A 17368-nucleotide genomic window follows, 5' to 3' on the forward strand; every position below is an offset into this window, starting at 1 on the left:
CGCCGGTTGCGGTGTGTCTGATGAGCGAGGCTCGGAATAAACATGTTGATTAAAAACCTCTTTCGTCGTGTGAAGTGGGTCAGTTCCGGCCTGTTGGCGTTGATCAAACACGTGGTACTGACGCTGCTGGTGGTACTGATTATTTTCCTCGGCGTGCGGGTGTATCAGACAGAGAGCGGCCCTGACCTTCATCCCTGGCATACCTGGCGCGGGAATGAAATGAGCGCGGAGGCGCTGGATAACGCCACTTTTGCGCAGTATCAGGCACGGGAAGCGGCGCTGTTTGCCGATCTGCAAAAACAGGTAGGCGATACGCTGAGCCCGGATGAGCAGACGCCGATCAACCGTTTCTGGTCGGGCAGTCGGGTTGCTCCGGCGCAATTTACCCCCAACTGGAACCGTTCATTCGTGTTGATGCCGCAAGGCAAACCGCGCGGCGTTGCCGTGATGCTGCATGGCCTGACCGACTCGCCCTACAGCCTGAAATATGTCGCCCGGATCTACCAGCAGCAGGGATTTATCGCCGTGGTGCCACGCCTGCCCGGACACGGTACCGCGCCAGGCGCGTTAACGGCGGTCGACTGGGAAGCGTGGCTGGCCACGACGCGTCTGGCGGTGCGTGAGGCGACGCGACTGGCGGGTAACGAGGTGCCGCTGCATCTGGTGGGTTACTCTAACGGCGGCGCGCTGGCGCTGAAATACACGCTGGACAGTCTGGACGACGCCACGCTGCGACGTCCGCGTCAGGTGGTACTGCTGTCGCCGATGATTGGCGTCACGTCATTCGCCCGTTTTGCCGGGCTGGCGGGGTTGCCGGCGCTGTTTCCCGCCTTTGCCAAAGCCGCGTGGCTCAACGTCACGCCTGAATATAACCCCTTCAAATACAATTCGTTTCCGGTCAATGCGGCGCGGCAGTCTTATCTGCTGACCAAAGCGCTACAGCAGCAAATCGTGCAGGATGCGCAGAATACGCGACTTCGCGATCTGCCGCCGGTGCTGACCTTTCAGTCGGTAATGGACTCCACCGTCAGCACCCAGGCGGTAGTGGAGTCGTTGTATCGCTATCTGGGGCCTAACGGCAGCGAACTGGTGCTGTTTGATATCAATCAGGCGGCTAACCTGCGTCCTCTGCTGCGGTCGTCCTCTTATACCGCCGCTGCGACGCTGTTGCCGTCCGTACCGCGAGCTTACCGCACCACGGTGGTGACCAATGCCACGGCGGAAACGCTGGCTGTGGTGGCGCGTGACACCCTCGCCGGAGCGCGTGACGTGCAGGTTCAGCCGTTACAGGAAGCCTGGCCGCAGGAGATGTATTCGTTGTCGCATGTGGCGGTGCCCTTTCCACTGACCGATTCATTGTATGGGTTGAAGCCGGATGCGTTGAATCGCTATGGGTTGAGCATTGGCACGATTGCGCTGCGCGGAGAGACCTCCACGCTGCTGGTGGGGCTGGATACGTTAATGCGTGTCACCTCGAATCCGTTCTTTCCCTATATGAAGGAACGGATTGAGGCGGTTGTCGGGGGCAGTGTTAAGGATTGACGTCGTTACCGGATAGCAACGCCACGTGTTTTATGCGACCTGGGTTGCGGGTAGGCCGGATAAGCGAAGCGCCATCCGGCGAGGCGTTACCCTATATCCACCTGCGGTTTGGTGTTGCGCTTACGAAGGATCCGTAACAGCGGCGGGATCACAATCACCGCAATGGCCATCACCAGCAGCGTTTTGGTCACGCCGCTTTCCCACAGAATCGCCATATTGCCGTTGCTGATCGACAACGCACGGCGCAGGTTTTGTTCGAGCATTTCGCCCAGCACAAAGCCTAAGATCAGCGGCGACATTGGGAAGTGCATTTTGCGCAGAACGTAGCCCAGCACGCCGAGCGCGACCATCAGCACCAGATCGAAGGTTGTACTGTGTACGGCGTACACCCCGACCGCCGACACGGCCGCGATAGCCGGTACCAGGAACCACAGTGGGATGGTCAGCATCCGGGTGAACAGGCCAATCAGCGGGATGTTCATCACCAACAGCATCACGTTGGCAATCAGCAGGGCCGCAATCAACCCCCAGACGATATCCGGTTGTTCGGTAAACATCGCCGGTCCCGGCGTGATGTTGTACAGGGTTAACGCGCCCATCATCACCGCCGTGGTACCGGAACCCGGCACGCCCAGCGTCAGCATCGGAATAAACGAGCCGCAGGCCGACGCGTTATTCGCCGCTTCCGGTGCGGCAACCCCACGAATATCGCCTTTGCCGAAGCTGTCACTGTTGCCGCTGATTTTTTTCTCGGTCATGTAGGTAATGGCGCTGGCGATGGTGGCCCCCGCCCCTGGCAGCACGCCGACGAAGAAGCCAATCACCGACGAGCGCAGCGTCGCACCAACGCACTGCGCGCCTTCTTTGGCGTTGAACAGCATTCGCCCCGTTTTACGCACCAGTTTCTGCCCGCTGCTGGTATGTTCCAGCATGAGCAGGATTTCAGAAACGGAAAACAGACCGATCACCACGACGATAAACTGCACGCCGTCAGAAAGGTGCACGCTGTCAAAGGTAAAGCGATAAACCCCGGTGTTGGCGTCAACGCCGACGGTTGCCAGTCCCAGACCAATCAGCGCCGCCAGAAACGATTTCAGCGGGTTTTGCGCCATCATGCTACCAAGACAGGCAATCGCAAAAACCATGAGCGCGAAGTACTCTGCCGGACCAAACGCCAGCGACCATTGCGCCAGTAAGGGGGCGAACAGAATGATCCCGCCGATTGCGATAAGTGAGCCAAAGAAGGAGCTGACCGCTGAAATGGAGAGCGCGACGCCGCCGCGCCCCTGTTGCGCCATCGGGTAGCCATCAAGCGCGGTCATAATTGCCGCCGCATCGCCGGGCACGTTGAGCAGAATCGACGAAATGCGTCCGCCGTATTCGCAACCAATGTAAACCGTTGCCAGCAGGATCAGCGCCGATTCCGCTGGCAAATGCAAAGCAAAGGCCAGCGGTAACAGGATCGCTACGCCGTTGATCGGCCCCAGACCCGGCAGCAGGCCGACAATGGTGCCGACGAAGCAGCCGATCAGCGCGATCACCAGGTTTTCCGGGGTCATTGCCACCGCAAAACCCTGAGAAAGATATATCCAGGTATCCATCGTTTCTCCGTTAACTCAGCCAGGCGCCGAGCGGTAAGGTGACATCAAGCAGGCGGTCGAAGGCGTACCACAGGGCGACGCCGAGAATTGCGCCGGAAAGCCCTGCGGCAGGCAGGGTGGCGCCAAACAGAATGCCAATCACCAGCGTCAGAATGGCGGTGGCGACGGGAAAGCCCAGCCACTCAAAGCCCCAGGCGTACATCAGCAGGACGATCACCATCGTTAACAGTTTTTGCAGGACGTGTCGGCGCGGCCAGTCCACGACGTCCGGATGGCGCAGCAGCATGGCCAGCGCGCACAGCGCCATCAGGCCGATAATCCCCAAAGGGAAGGGACGGGGACCGACCGGCTCATAGCTGTATTCACTCTGAATTTGCCAGGCGATGAACAGCCCGGCGATGCAGAGCAACAGCCAGATACCGGCGAAAATACGATCGCTCATGGTTCTCTCCATGCTTATTTCGCCAGGCCAAAGGCTTTCGCCTGATCGCGATAACCGGTCACCTGTTTTTTGACGTACTCGTCGAGCGGTTTGCCCGTCATGTTGAACTCAAACAGGCCGCGCAGATCGCGCTGCTTTTTGAACGCGTCGGTCTGCTGGAGTTTTTCAAATGCCTGCACCCACCATTGATACTCGGCATCACTGACTTTCGGGCCGACATAAAAGCCGCGAATGATGGGCCAGACCAGGTCATAACCCTGCTCTTTGGCCGTCGGGACGTTGGCGAGCTGGCCCGGCAAGCGCTCTTCAGAGAAGACGGCGAGGACGCGGATTTTATCGCCATTCAGATAGGGCACCATCTCACTGAGATCGCCGGAAACCACCTGTACGTGATTGCCCATCAGCGCGGTGACCGGTTCGCCGCCGCCTTCAAAGGCGACATAGCGCATCTTGTGCGGATCGACATGAGCCTGTTGCGCCAGCAGCGCCGATTTCATCCAGTCCTGGCTGCCAATAGAGGCTCCGGCGCCAATCACCACGCTGTTGGGATCTTTTTCCATCGCGGTTAACAGATCTTTCAGTGACTTCCACGGTGAGTCGGCGCGCACGGCGATCATGCCGTAGTCCGTACCGACGCTCGCCAGCCAACGCACATCATCCACGCCGTAACGACCAAATTTTCCCTGCGACAGGTTCAGCAGCGAGCCGCCGGAGAACGCCACGACCGTCCCCGCTTCGGCGGGACGCTGGGCAACGATGGCGTTGTAGGCGACCGCGCCCACGCCGCCCGGCATGTAGGTGACGCGCATCGGTTTCTCGATAGCGCCTGTTTCCATCATGCTTACCTGAATCAGTTTGCAGGTAAGGTCAAAGCCGCCGCCCGGTTTCGCCGGGGCGATACATTCGGTACGCGACGGCGCTTCTTGTGCCAGTACAGAGGTGCTCATCAGTAAAACGCTTGCAGCAAGGGTACGAACGAACTGTTTTTTCATTATTTATCCTCACGCCGGAGAACCGGATGGTAGGGTTCGGAAGACTATTTTTTGATTATGTGAACCAACATGTAGCGGTTCGGTTGCGTGATTGTTAAAACATTAACCTTTCATTTCCCTTTCAATGCGGCAGAAACTTTACAGGATGTGATATGCGTCTCTTATTGGCGGAAGATAACCGTGAGCTGGCTCACTGGCTGGAAAAGGCGCTGGTGCAAAACGGCTTCGCCGTGGACTGCGTGTTCGACGGACTGGCTGCCGACCATCTTCTGCATAGTGAAACCTATGCGCTGGCGGTTCTGGATATCAACATGCCCGGGATCGACGGGCTGGAAGTGGTGCAACGTCTGCGTAAGCGTGCGCAGACGTTGCCGGTGCTGCTTCTGACAGCGCGTAGCGCCGTGGCGGATCGGGTAAAAGGGCTGAATGCCGGAGCGGATGATTATCTGCCCAAGCCCTTCGAACTTGAGGAACTGGACGCCCGGCTGCGGGCTTTGCTCCGGCGTAGTGCGGGACAGGTACAGGAGCTTCAGCAACTGGGCGATCTGGCGTTCCATGACGAAGGGTATTTCTTGCTTCAGCAGCAACCGCTGGCACTCACTCCGCGTGAACTGGCGCTGTTGACGGTGCTGATGTATCGCAGAACGCGGCCGGTATCGCGCCAGCAGTTGTTCGAACAGGTCTTCAGCCTGAACGATGAGGTCAGTCCCGAAAGTATCGAACTGTACATCCATCGTCTGCGGAAAAAATTACAGGGCAGCAATGTGCGGATCACCACTCTGCGCGGACTGGGATACGTGCTGGAGTGCGGCAATGAGGTGGGCTAAACCCCAGTCGTTATACCTGCAACTGCTGCTGTTTCTTGGGCTACCGCTGATCCTGCTGTGGGGACTGTCGGCGTTTAACAGCTACGTCAGCGCCCTGCAGGCGGCAACGCAGGCCTATGATCGCACGCTGCTGTCGTCAGCCCGCACGGTGGCGGAGCGGCTGGTGGTGCGCCACGCGAAGCTGGAAGTGAATGTTCCGTGGGTGGTGCTGGACAGCTTTGAACTGAACATGAATGACCGGCTGTACTATAAAGTGGTGGATCCGGCGGGGAAGGTGATTTCAGGTTACGACGACCTGCCGGCGATGCCGCCTTCCACTTCCCGGACGCAACACTATCCTGCGCTGGCCTGGTTTTATCATACGCAATATCAGGGACAGGCCATTCGCGTGGCGCGTCTGTTACAACCGGTGAACGAGGGCGGCATTGTCGGGATGGCGGAGATCTACGTCGCAGAGACGCTCCAGTCGCGACGTTACCTGGCAGGACAACTGCTGTTTTCGTCATGGGTAACGCAGGGGCTGTTGGTGTTGCTGACGCTGGTGCTGGTCGGCTGGCTACTGCGCCGCGTGCTGCGGCCGATGCGCCAGCTCTCCTCACTGATGGTGCGCCGTGAACCGGAGCTCCTGACGCCGTTACCTGAACTGCTGCCCTGGTCGGAGACGCGGCTGCTAATTGTTGCGTTTAACCGTTATCTGGATCGCCTGCGCGCGCTGATTTCACGTCAGGAACGGTTTAGCGCCGATGCCTCTCATCAACTGAAAACGCCGCTGGCCGTATTGAAAACGCAGGCCGCCGTGGCGCTTGCCAGCGAACAGCCTCAGCAGTGGCACGAAAGTTTACGGGCGATGAGTACGACGCTGGACAACACCATTCTGCTGACGGAAAGGTTGTTACAGCTTTCGGCGGTGAAGCGAAAAGAGCAGGGGGAGCGGCAGTTTTTACCGGTCAATCTGTTCGAGGTGGTGCAGACGAGTTGCTTTACGCGACTGGCACAGGCGCGCAGTAAAGGCATCGATCTGGGTTACGAAGGTGCGCAGGAGGCGATATGGGTAGACGGCGATGATGTCCTGCTGGGGGAACTGTGCGGTAATTTGCTGGATAACGCCCTGAAATATACACCGGCGCAAGGGACGGTGACCGCCAGGTTACGACGGGAAGGTGAGGCCGTGGCGCTGGAGGTTGAAGACAGTGGCCCTGGCATCGAGGATGAACAGATTCATCAGGCAATGCTGCCATTCCATCGTCTTGAAAATGCAGGAACGGAAGCCGGAGCAGGCATCGGCCTGGCGCTGGTTAATGATATTGCCCGTTTGCATCGCACTCATCCTCATCTTTCGCGGAGCGCTATTTTAGGGGGGCTGCATGTACGGGTACGCTTTTTAGTGGTCGCGCATTCCCTGACGAAAACGTAAATATTCTTTATAGACAATCAGATAGAAGCAGTTAACACATTACGCTATAAATGCTTTTAGCAAAAAGTGCTTTTCAAAGGCAATTTTTATGCTTTTAAAAAACGCTAATAATCTTATTATTGCATATGAAATTCCTGGATTCATCTCGGTTTCCCCTTCCATTATACAGATAAATCAAATTGCGTGATCTGGTCCAACCAGGAATTTATTCTCACTCATAATTATTTTCTGATATTTATAACCCGGCTAATAGTTCGGGGGCGTATTGACAGCTTTTTAGGCGAGTGTAAAACTGAGCGCACGAATTACATAAAGATTATTAACCAAACAGCAAGCCGCAACGGCTGCTGCCGAGCCGCTCCCGGCTCGTCACCAGAAGGTCTGAATCTATCGTGTGGTGTCAGTAACCAACGGGTATGAGTGGATGTTTTGTACAGGGCCACACTTTATATATTTGCATAATATTGATTTTAATTTCTGACGATTGTCTGTGATTCCATTAACGTTCTCTCCGGAGAGCAAATCGTGGATCCTGGATAGTGGTTATTTAATCATGCATGGATACTATTGTCGGAGACAATATGTGAAATCATTATAACACTATCAATAGAGTATTTAATTTAAGACTGTTCAGAATTCATTTCTGAATAGCCCTCTATTTCCCATTTCCAGGTGAGGGAAGCTTATCGATTCTATGTTGCGTATTAAAAACAATTACACCGCGTATAAACATTTTATCAGATTATGAGCAATTTATTATGAACACAAATTATCGCGTTATATGGAATGAAGTTCTCAAGGTATTTCAGGTTTGTTCTGAGCTGGTGAGAGGGAAAAGTCAATCATCAGCAAAATCATCCATAAAAAAAACGACCTCTTCCGCGCAACAACACCATGCTTGGCAACCTCTTTTTAAACGTAGTGCCCTGTCGCTGTTGCTGCTGGCCTCTCTTCCCGCCTATTCGGCTATTATCGATAATGGCGAGGTCGTCAACGTGTCGACGGGATATTCACTGGATTACTACACTTTCGTCGGCATGAACGGCGTCGGGACGCTGAATATTCTCGCGGGCGGTGTGGTGGCAGGATCGGATGTCTACAAGCTCACTATTGGCGATAACACTCAGGCGAACGGTACGGTGAACGTCGATGGTTCCGGCTCTTCGTTACGCTCAGGGGCGATGACCCTTGCTGAGTCAGGTACCGGAGCCATGACCCTCTCCAACTCTGCGGTGGTGAATACTTCAGGATTGGGCGTCCTGGGCGGTTCAACCGGCAGTCACGGGTCCGCCACGATCCGTACGGGTGGACAGTGGAATTTAGTCAATCCCTCAGGCGCGTACCAGGACCTGAATATTGGTTATGGCGGCACAGGAGTGATTAACATTGAAGAGGGCGGTGCGCTGAACGCCGGTATGACAACGATTGGCAGTTTTGCCTCCGGAGTCGGAACCGTCAGCGTTAGCGGTCAGAATTCAACAATGAGCACCGGCGCGCTGCGGGTCGGGGATTATGGTTCGGGAACGCTGAATATCTCTGACTCTGCTATTGTACGCAGTAGCGCCGACAGTATGCTGGCGCGTTCGCCTGCTGGTTACGGGCGAGTGAATATCAGTAATGGCGGGGAATGGCGGATCGCCGACGCCAGTGACGTCACCAAAAGACTCAACGTGGGTCATTCCGCGACGGGGATACTGGATATTCAGTCGGGTGGGAAAGTGGTTGCCAGCGCGGTGAGCCTGGCGGCAAATGGCGGCCAGGGGACGGTGAATATCAACGGTGCCGGATCGCGTCTGGATGCGACGTCAGCCACCGTCGGCGCCGTGGGCGACGGTACTCTCAACCTGAGTAACGGCGGTGCGCTTAACCTGAATGGCAAACTGTTCATTGCGCAGAATGCCTCAAGCACCGGCGTGGTGAATATCGGCGCGGCTGAGGGGCAGGCCGCCACCGGGGCAGGCGTGATTTCCGGCGTGACCGGCGTGACGTTCGGCTCGGGCACCGGTTCTCTTGTGCTCAACCACACCACCAACGACCCGTCCACGGCGGGAGGATATCAACTCACCATGCCGATTACGGGCCAGGGAACGATTGTTCATCAGGCCGGGCATACCGTGCTGACGGGGGACAATACCTACAGCGGGAAGACCATTGTCAATGGCGGCACGCTCACCTCGGCTCTGCAATCTAGCGCTAACAGAACCGGCCTTGGCAGCAGTGAGGTGACGATCGGCAGTGACGGCACGCTCGAAATTGTCGGTGCCACCAACACCAGCACCAATGACTTTGCCTTCAGTAATGTGTTGAACGGCACGGGGTTGATGTCTGTCAATCTGCACGCAGGGGATGATGTCTTTTCCTTTACGCCTGCCGTCGGCAACAGTTTTCGCGGAGCGGTTGAGTTACGCAATAGCACATTTGCGCTTTCCGGGAATAACGCTTCGTCGTTGGCACAATCGCTGTTAATCAGCAGTGCGGGGAACACCACAACCGTCAGCGGTACGCAGTATCTTACGGGGCTACTTTTTAATGGGGGCACGCTGGCTTTTGACGTTACTCTTCCGGGGACAACGATCTCCAACAGTCTGGTGTCGGTCAATACCCTCGTCGCCGGCGCAGAGGGGGTAATATACAACGGACGCGCACATCAGGCAGACGGTACCGGTACGGTGAAAGTTAATCTTGCCGATCCCTGGAACGATACTGGCGCGGCGGCGAATCCAGATACCACCGCAAACCTGCTCCAGCAGGATGACACAGAGATTGGCGTACAACTGGTGAAAGCGTCGATTGTCCTTGGGTCGGGTGGTTCGCTGACGCTTGCCGATCAAAACGGTACGCCAGTTGCGGCAGATAAAACCATTCAGATAGCGCAAAGCGGGACGACCGTGGCGAACGGGCAGTATGGTTTTCGTCTTACTACCGCGCCGGGTGATGGTCTGTATGTGAACTACGGCCTGAAGGCGCTGGATATTCTCTCCGGGCAAACGCTGGTGCTGTCGCCGTATGCGGGCGTAACGGGTGCCGGTGCGGATATGTCGGCAACGATCTCCGGTAGCGGCAATCTGGCGGTGAATACGGCCGATGTCGTGTCGCTCTCCAACGGCCTGAACGACTACAGTGGCGCCACGCAGGTACAGGCAGGGACGTTGCGCACCGATGCCGATGGCGCGTTGGGCGAGACCAGCGAATTGCACATCAGTAGCGGAGCGACCGCCGATCTCAACGCTACAACCCAGACGGCGGGCACGTTGACAGGGCAGTCCGACTCCACCTTAGCACTGAATGGCGGCTCGCTGACCCTGTCGAACGGTGGGCTTAGCGAGGGACGTCTGGCCGGTAGCGGCGCGCTGAATGTCAACGGTGGCCTGTTAACGATTGACGGTGCCAACGCTGCGCTGACGGCTAAAACTACCATCAGCAGCGGGGCGGAAGTGAGCGTAAATGATGTGCTGGGCGCAGGCAGCGGCGATATCGTCGACGACGGGACATTGACCCTGAATGGCGTTGTCGGCACGCTGACGAACACCCTCAGCGGAGCGGGCGGCATTGATGTGGCAAACATGTCAGATGTGGTCGTCAGTGGAGATAACAGCGGCTTTAGCGGTCTGTTCAATATCGACACGGACAACAAACTGACCGTCAGTGAACAGCAGAACCTTGGCACTGCCTCTGTCACGGATAACGGCCTGTTGACGGTAGCGACGGACACGGACTGGACGCTGGACAATGTCATTAGCGGCACAGGCGATCTGACCAAGACCGGTAGCGGCGTGTTGACACTGAAACAGGATTTTGTGTCCTGGACAGGCACCACCGATATTCTCGACGGTGAGATTGTGCTGGGTAGCGATACCGATTCTGCCGTCGATATGGCTAACCAGCAGGTGAATATTCACGATGGCGCTACCCTGTCGGGGTATGGTCGCACCGCCGGGGATGTGGATGTGATGAGCGGCGGGACGATGCAGGTGTCCAACTTTACGGTCGGCGGCAATCTGACTCACAGCGGCACTGTGATCCTGGGGCGTGCGGGCATGCAGCCGGGTAATCACCTGGATGTAGACGGTAACTACCACGGTAATGACGGTCTGATGGTATTTAACACGGCCCTCGGCGGTGATGATTCAGCCACGGACAAACTGACCGTTCATGGCGATACCTCCGGCAACACGCGGGTGGACGTCAATAACGTTGGCGGTACTGGCGCGCAGACCCGCAATGGCATTGAACTGGTGCAAGTGGACGGCAATTCCGCCGGTCAATTCGCCCTGAACCGTGGCTCCGTGGAGGCCGGTGCATATGTCTACACGCTGGCGAAGGGAACCGGCGAGGCGGCGAAAAACTGGTATCTGACCAGTAAATGGGATGGCGTGATTGACTCAGACAACCCGCCGGTTGTCGATCCGCAGGCGGTGGAGGCTCTGCGACCGGAAGCGGGAAGCTATACCAGCAATATTTCCGCTGCGAACACGCTGTTTGCTCACCGTTTGCACGATCGTCTAGGTGAGCCGCAGTACATCAATGCGCTCAAGGATGAGGGGCTGGCCGGCAGCATGTGGATGCGTCACGTCGGCGGGCATGAACGTTCCTCGGCGGGTGACGGTCAACTGAAAACACAGAGTAATCGCTACGTGCTGCAACTGGGCGGCGACATTGCACAGTGGAGTATGGACGGGCTGGACCGTTGGCATCTCGGCGTAATGGGCGGTTATGCCAATGAACACAGCAACACCCACAGCAACCGTGCCGGATACGGTTCAGACGGACGTACCAGCGGCTACAGCGCGGGTCTGTACGGAACCTGGTATCAGAATGTCGTGGACAGCACGGGGGCGTATGTTGATAGCTGGTTGCTGTACAACTGGTTCGACAACACGGTGGACGCGGACGAGCGTGAGAGCGACAGCTATGACTCAAAGGGGCTGACTGCCTCGCTGGAAACGGGTTACACCCTCAAGGCCGGAACGTTCAGCGGCAGCCAGGGTTCTCTGAACACCTGGTACATCCAGCCGCAGGCACAGGTCACCTGGATGGGCGTGAAGTCTGATACGCATACCCGGCATGACGGTACGCGCATTGAAACAGAAGGTGATGGCAACATTCAGACGCGTCTGGGGGTGAAAACGTACCTCAACAGTCATCACAAAATGGATGACGGACAACAGCGCGAGTTCCAGCCCTATGTCGAAGTGAACTGGATCCACAATACCGACACCTGGGGCGTGAAGATGGATGGCGTGAAAATCAGCCGTGATGGCGCGCGCAATCTGGGTGAAGTGCGTACCGGGGTGGAAGGTAAACTGAATAACCGTTTAAGCGTCTGGGGGAATGTCGGTGTGCAACTGGGGGATAAGGGCTACAGCGATACCCAGGGCATGCTGGGGGTGAAATACAGCTGGTAAGTTAAGACAGGTAAAAGCAGAAATAAAAAAGCCGCGTAAGCGGCTTTTTTATTCTTTAATGATCAAGTCGAAAGGTTTATTCGCTGATTTTCTTCTCTACGCTGGCTGCGCCTTCTTTGGTCTTATTCCAGCCCTGCTCAGCACCTTCTTTCGTGGCATTCCAGCCTTTCTCGGTGCCTTCTTTGGTTTTATTCCAGGTCTTCTGCGAGCCTTCGCTGACTTTGCTGCTGATATTATCCTGTTTACCTTCGGCGCGGTGTTCCATTTTCAGTTTTTGCTCTTCACCCTGATTCTGCGCCTGGTGTAATTTCTCTTTTGCTGTATTTGCATTTTCATGTGCGGCGGCGACATCATTATCGGTTGCGTGTGTCGTAGCGGCAAAAACAGGAGAAGCCAGCAGAAGTGCAGATAATGCGATTAGGGTCTTTTTCATCATGTCCTCGCTTTACGTTATAAGTTATTAGCGTGTTTAAGCATGGCATCTTAACGAAGCGCTGGCTTTAGGAAAAAACTGTAAGTGAAAACAATGATGGCAACCGCCGTCATTCAGGCATTTGAACAAACCTCTTTCGCTATTAAGAATATTGTCAAAAAAATATCCTTTTGTTTTTAAAGGTTTTTATGAAACGTGAATTGTCTGATTTTGGGGTGTCTGTTATAAGACCCCGGATGTTAAATCTGAAAATTCCTATGAGTGTAAATATATTTAAATGCCAGTAAAGATGTGACGAAAAATTGATAATGACATGGAGTCGTTTATGACAATAAAGAAGTATGCCTTACTGATGGGGGTATTTTCCTTCGAGGGGGTTGCCGCCGAAGCCGTGTGTAGTTCTGCTGATGGGGTGAGTGCTGTCTGCAATGGTGACACAGGGCTGGTGAATGATATCGACAGTAAAATTAACGGTTATGACAGCATCGCCATTAATACGACGGCGAATGAACGAGGCTATGGATTTGATTTCCGCCAGACAACACATCATTTGACACCGAAGGATATTACGATTACGACACTTGGAAAGTATTCGGATGGCATTATTGGCCGAATTGCTACGGCGACCATTGATGGTAATTTAACGATTAAAACCTATGGTGAAAATTCTTCCGGAATTTTATTGCAGGAAGTGGACTATGCTAATATCACTCTCGCGGGTACCACGAATATTTATGCACGCTATGGCATGGGAATTGCGTTGGAACTGACCCTGGGGAGTAACAGGAATAATATTTTAACCGCCGGGGATAATGTCTCCATTGTTACCGATGGTACCGGCAGCAATGTTAACAGGGGCGCGGGTTATGGCGTGTATGCCGGTTCCGCCTACTATCTGAACGCAATGGGGTTTATTCCCGATCACAGTACCGCTCGCATTACGCTGGGAAATCATGTTTCCGTACAAACCAATGGCGATGAAGCCCATGCGGTTTACGCCAATAAAACGGGCATGATCCAGGTTGGCGATATTGCGATCGTTACCCGTGGCGACAGGGCGACGGGACTGAAAGCGGAGGATGGCAATAAGTATGTACCGCCGGGAACGCGCATGCTCAGAGCCCAGACGCAAAACTACGAAGGCGGGAAAATCTTCCTGACCCGGAACGTGAATATTGATCTGGAAGGTGCCGGAAGTTACGCGATGCATTCGACCGGTTTTGGTTCGTATATCGGCTCCTCATACCTGGGAGGACAGCAGTCACGCGGAACCTATATCGTCAACGGTGATTTGTTGGCGGACAGGCAGGGGGTTATCGATCTCCGTATGACCCAGGGCTCTGCGTTTACCGGTAGCGCCAACTCAACCCAACTCAATGCTGATAACTCCCTGAATACCGTAGATAACGGTTATATTTACCTTGATATGTCCAGAACCAATAGCGTCTGGAATATGACGGAAGATTCGGTCGTTACGCGTCTCGATCTGCATGATGCGAATTTGACGTACACCGCACCCACCACTTTCGCATCCTACACACCTAAATATCTTCACGTCGTTGAGGATTATTCCGGTACGAATGGCATCCTGACGCTGAATACGGTGCTGGGCGGCGACGATTCATTAACCGATAAACTGTATGTGTTGGGTGATGTGGCAGCGGGGAATACTCAGGTCAGCATCAACAATATTGGCGGCCAGGGCGCGCTGACTCAGCAGGGGATCGAAATTGTTAACGTTGGCGGCGAGTCGATCGGTACGTTTACCAAACATGGGCGTATTGTCGCTGGCGCCTATGACTATGATGTCGTGCGCAAAGGGGAAAACTGGTATCTCGTGAGTGGTATTGCGACGAGCCCGACGCCGGAACCTTCTCCCGAGCCTGGCCCGAAACCTACACCCGTGATTCGCCCTGAAGGGGGAGAGTACGTGGCAAACATCGCGGCTGCGAACACGCTGTTCCAGCATCGTTTACATGACCGTTTAGGCGAGCCTCACTATGTAGACGCCCTGAAAGGAGAAACGGAGAGCGTTTCCAGCCTCTGGATGCGCCACGTTGGCGGGCATACGCGTTTTAAAGACAACAGCGGGCAAATTAATACCCAGGCGAACCGTTATGTCGTCCAGTTGGGCGGAGATATCGCACAGTGGAGCGGCGATGAAAAGGACCGCTATCACCTTGGCGTCATGGGTGGATATGCTAATCAAAAAAGTAACTCTCATAATAAGTTGAACCACTATTACAGCAGGGGCAGCGTGGAGGGTTATAGTCTCGGGGTTTACGGCACGTGGTTGCAAAATAATGAAGAGAAAACGGGCGCTTACGTGGACAGCTGGTTAATGTACAACTGGTTTGATAACACCGTCAGCGGCTACGGTCTGGCGCAGGAAGAGTATAAATCGAAAGGATTTACCGCGTCTGTGGAATCCGGATATACCTGGAAAATCGGCGAGAAGAATGAGCGCGAACGCTACTATTTCCAGACAGTGGGCCAGTTAACCTGGATGGGCGTGAAAGCCAATGCGCACCGTGAAGCTAACGGTACGCGGGTGACCAGCGAAGGAGACGGTAATCTTCAGACTCGTCTTGGCGCACGTGTATTCATCAAAGGGCACAGCAAAATTGATGAAGGGAAAGAACGTATTTTTGAACCTTTCGTCGAAGCAAACTGGATTCACAATACCAAACGTTTTGGCGCGTCGATGAGCGGTGTCGATGTTGAACAGGCTGGGACGCGCAACATTGCCGAACTGAAAGCCGGTGTGGAAAGTCAGCTTAACCGTAACGTTAATCTCTGGGGTAATGTTGCCCAGCAAATTGGCGATGCTGGCTACAGCGATACCAGCGCGATGCTGGGGGTGAAAGTGAATTTCTAAGGGGATTCTGAACTCTGAGCATCAGCAGGTAAGGGGTATCACTTCAACAAAAACTGCACTCCAAAAGTGGGTAATCCCACTGAGTAAGGTGCAGTTTTCAACGCAATCATTGTCTTTCATATCCGGAAAGAGAAATAAATCGCTCAAGCGCTATGGTTATTTTAAACGCGTTCTACCATGCTTTTTAGATTCGTGGCGTTAAGCGTGCCAACGACAAAATAATAACTTATCTCTCGCCCGGGGCTGACAATGCGTAACACTCTTCTCCCTATTATCGTTGCTGTGTTGCTCTTTATTTTCGGTGTTTCTGTTTTGAATATGCAACTCTGGTATTCGGCGAGAGCAGGCAGTCTTTCGGGGGCTCGCTATGTTGCGAGTGATATCGATGTCATTCTTGATGAGGCAACTCACGCGACATCAACGGCCAGTGATATCACGCGAAAGGGTTGCGATCAGGAAGGGCAGTACCGGCTGGGGACGGAGGCCGCGCTACAGCCTCATCTTCGAACCATTTTAATCTACCGGGAAGGCAAAATATGGTGCTCTTCGCTGCCGGGTAATCGCGTGCTACTTTCTTATCTTTCTGAGATACCGGAGACAACGCTGCAACTCGCGCCAGCAAATAATACGATTAACAGACGACCGGTGTTGTTATATCAGAATCAAATTGCCGGGAGCCGAATTGTCATCACCATCAGCGACCAGCATATTCGTGATTCACTGCGTACGCCGCTGAAAGAGGTAAATTATTCATTAATGGTAGGGAAGGCGATCCTGGGGCTGTCCGGCGATGTGGTAACCGTCAACGATACAGACCAGAAGTTCGGACAGGTAGGCTCAAAACGTTACCCCTTCACAATACGTTATCATTTACCGCCCGTGTTTAGCCTGCAAAGGCTCATCAGTCAGGGGATGGGCATGATGATTTTCATTTTTCTCATGTCTTGTTTCGCCGCGTATGCCCTGATTAAGTATTTAAATAAAAACACCACGCCGGAAGACGCGCTGCGCAGAGCTATTCTCAAGGGAGAAATCGTGCCTTTTTACCAGCCCGTGGTGAATGGTCGGGAAGGGACGCTACGGGGCGTTGAGGTATTGGCGAGATGGAAACACCCGAAAGCCGGATATATTTCCCCGGCGTCATTTATTCCGCTAGCGGAAAAGTCGGGGCTGATTATTCCTCTGACGCAAAGTCTGATGGAACAGGTGATTACCCATATGAATGCTATCGCCACGAAGTTGCCAGAAGGTTTTCATGTCGGTATTAACTTCAGCGCCTCTCATATTACCGCCCCAACCTTTGTCGAAGAGTGTCTGAACTTTAAGGCGCGGTTCAGCCGAAAAGATTTGAATCTGGTGATCGAAGTGACCGAGCGTGAACCTTTGCATGTCGATGAGCACCTGGTGCAGACGCTTAACACGCTGCATGAGAATGGCTTTGTTATTGCGCTGGATGATTTTGGCACCGGCTATTCGGGGCTTTCTTACCTTCACGACCTGCATATTGATTACATTAAGATCGATCAAAGTTTTGTGGCGCGCGTCAGCATGGAGGAGGATTCCACCCGAATTCTGGACTGCGTGCTGGATTTGGCGCGAAAACTGTCGCTAAGTATTGTCGCGGAAGGCGTGGAAACGAAGGCGCAGGTTGACTACCTGAACCGCAACAATATTACCTTTCAACAGGGCTATTATTTCTTTAAACCCGTTAATTTCACCGAACTGATAAAAATTATTCTGTCAAAGCCTAAAGTAAAAGTGGTCGTGGAGTAGCGGGAGGCATTTTATTTTTCGTGGCGAGACATGGGGCATTTATATCTCGCATGCCTTCTGA

General features: G+C 54.3%; 9 protein-coding genes and 2 pseudogenes. 7 read left to right on the plus strand and 4 right to left on the minus strand.

From position 1 onward, the window contains the following. Positions 1-42 precede the first annotated feature (42 nt). Positions 43-1542, plus strand: a complete 1500-nt coding sequence (locus WM46_RS25745) for an alpha/beta hydrolase (protein WP_102603731.1) — start codon at positions 43-45, stop codon at positions 1540-1542. An 86-nt stretch (positions 1543-1628) separates the two neighbouring features. On the opposite strand, the gene WM46_RS25750 is transcribed toward WM46_RS25745, so the two are convergent. Genes WM46_RS25750 through WM46_RS25760 form a run of 3 tightly spaced genes read right to left on the minus strand, consistent with a single transcriptional unit; the run spans position 1629 to position 4577 of the window. Next, on the minus strand, positions 1629-3143 hold the full coding sequence (locus tag WM46_RS25750) for a tripartite tricarboxylate transporter permease (RefSeq protein ID WP_102603732.1): 1515 nt from the start codon (positions 3141-3143) through the stop codon (positions 1629-1631). A 10-nt stretch (positions 3144-3153) separates the two neighbouring features. Then, entirely contained in the window at positions 3154-3585 is a 432-nt protein-coding gene (locus tag WM46_RS25755; RefSeq protein ID WP_061075038.1) for a tripartite tricarboxylate transporter TctB family protein, read from the minus strand. Between the two features lie 14 nt (positions 3586-3599). Further along, entirely contained in the window at positions 3600-4577 is a 978-nt protein-coding gene (locus WM46_RS25760; protein WP_102603733.1) for a Bug family tripartite tricarboxylate transporter substrate binding protein, read from the minus strand. Positions 4578-4729: 152 nt separating this feature from the next. Here WM46_RS25760 and tctD point away from each other — a divergent pair, with 152 nt between their 5' ends. The 4 genes and pseudogenes from tctD to WM46_RS25775 all read left to right on the plus strand — a co-directional run. Continuing rightward, a complete protein-coding gene (tctD, locus tag WM46_RS25765) occupies positions 4730-5404 on the plus strand; it encodes a transcriptional regulator TctD (RefSeq protein ID WP_044255134.1) in 675 nt (224 codons plus the stop codon). Then, entirely contained in the window at positions 5391-6818 is a 1428-nt protein-coding gene (locus WM46_RS25770) for a sensor histidine kinase (protein ID WP_061075036.1), read from the plus strand. The genes tctD and WM46_RS25770 overlap by 14 nt, the downstream gene beginning before the upstream one ends. A 758-nt stretch (positions 6819-7576) precedes the next feature. Then, positions 7577-7684, plus strand: a pseudogene (locus WM46_RS26935) (ESPR-type extended signal peptide-containing protein); the annotation flags it as partial. 252 nt (positions 7685-7936) lie between these two features. Next, a pseudogene (locus WM46_RS25775) lies at positions 7937-12223 on the plus strand (autotransporter outer membrane beta-barrel domain-containing protein); the annotation flags it as partial. 76 nt (positions 12224-12299) lie between these two features. Here WM46_RS25775 and WM46_RS25780 read toward each other — a convergent pair. Beyond that, a complete protein-coding gene (locus WM46_RS25780; protein WP_061075034.1) occupies positions 12300-12656 on the minus strand; it encodes a hypothetical protein in 357 nt (118 codons plus the stop codon). Positions 12657-12981: 325 nt separating this feature from the next. Between WM46_RS25780 and WM46_RS25785 the strand changes: the two genes are divergently transcribed. Both WM46_RS25785 and WM46_RS25790 read left to right on the plus strand, forming a co-directional pair. Next, positions 12982-15534 carry an autotransporter outer membrane beta-barrel domain-containing protein gene (locus WM46_RS25785; RefSeq protein WP_262360431.1) on the plus strand — a complete coding sequence of 851 codons (2553 nt, stop codon included), beginning with the start codon at positions 12982-12984 and terminating at the stop codon, positions 15532-15534. A gap of 249 nt (positions 15535-15783) precedes the next feature. Next, the gene (locus WM46_RS25790; protein ID WP_102603736.1) at positions 15784-17307 is read left to right on the plus strand and encodes a cyclic diguanylate phosphodiesterase; all 1524 of its coding nucleotides are present in this window, start codon (positions 15784-15786) and stop codon (positions 17305-17307) included. The last annotated feature ends 61 nt before the right edge of the window (positions 17308-17368 follow it).

This window comes from Citrobacter freundii complex sp. CFNIH2, assembly GCF_002880615.1.
Lineage (GTDB): Bacteria > Pseudomonadota > Gammaproteobacteria > Enterobacterales > Enterobacteriaceae > Citrobacter_A > Citrobacter_A amalonaticus_F.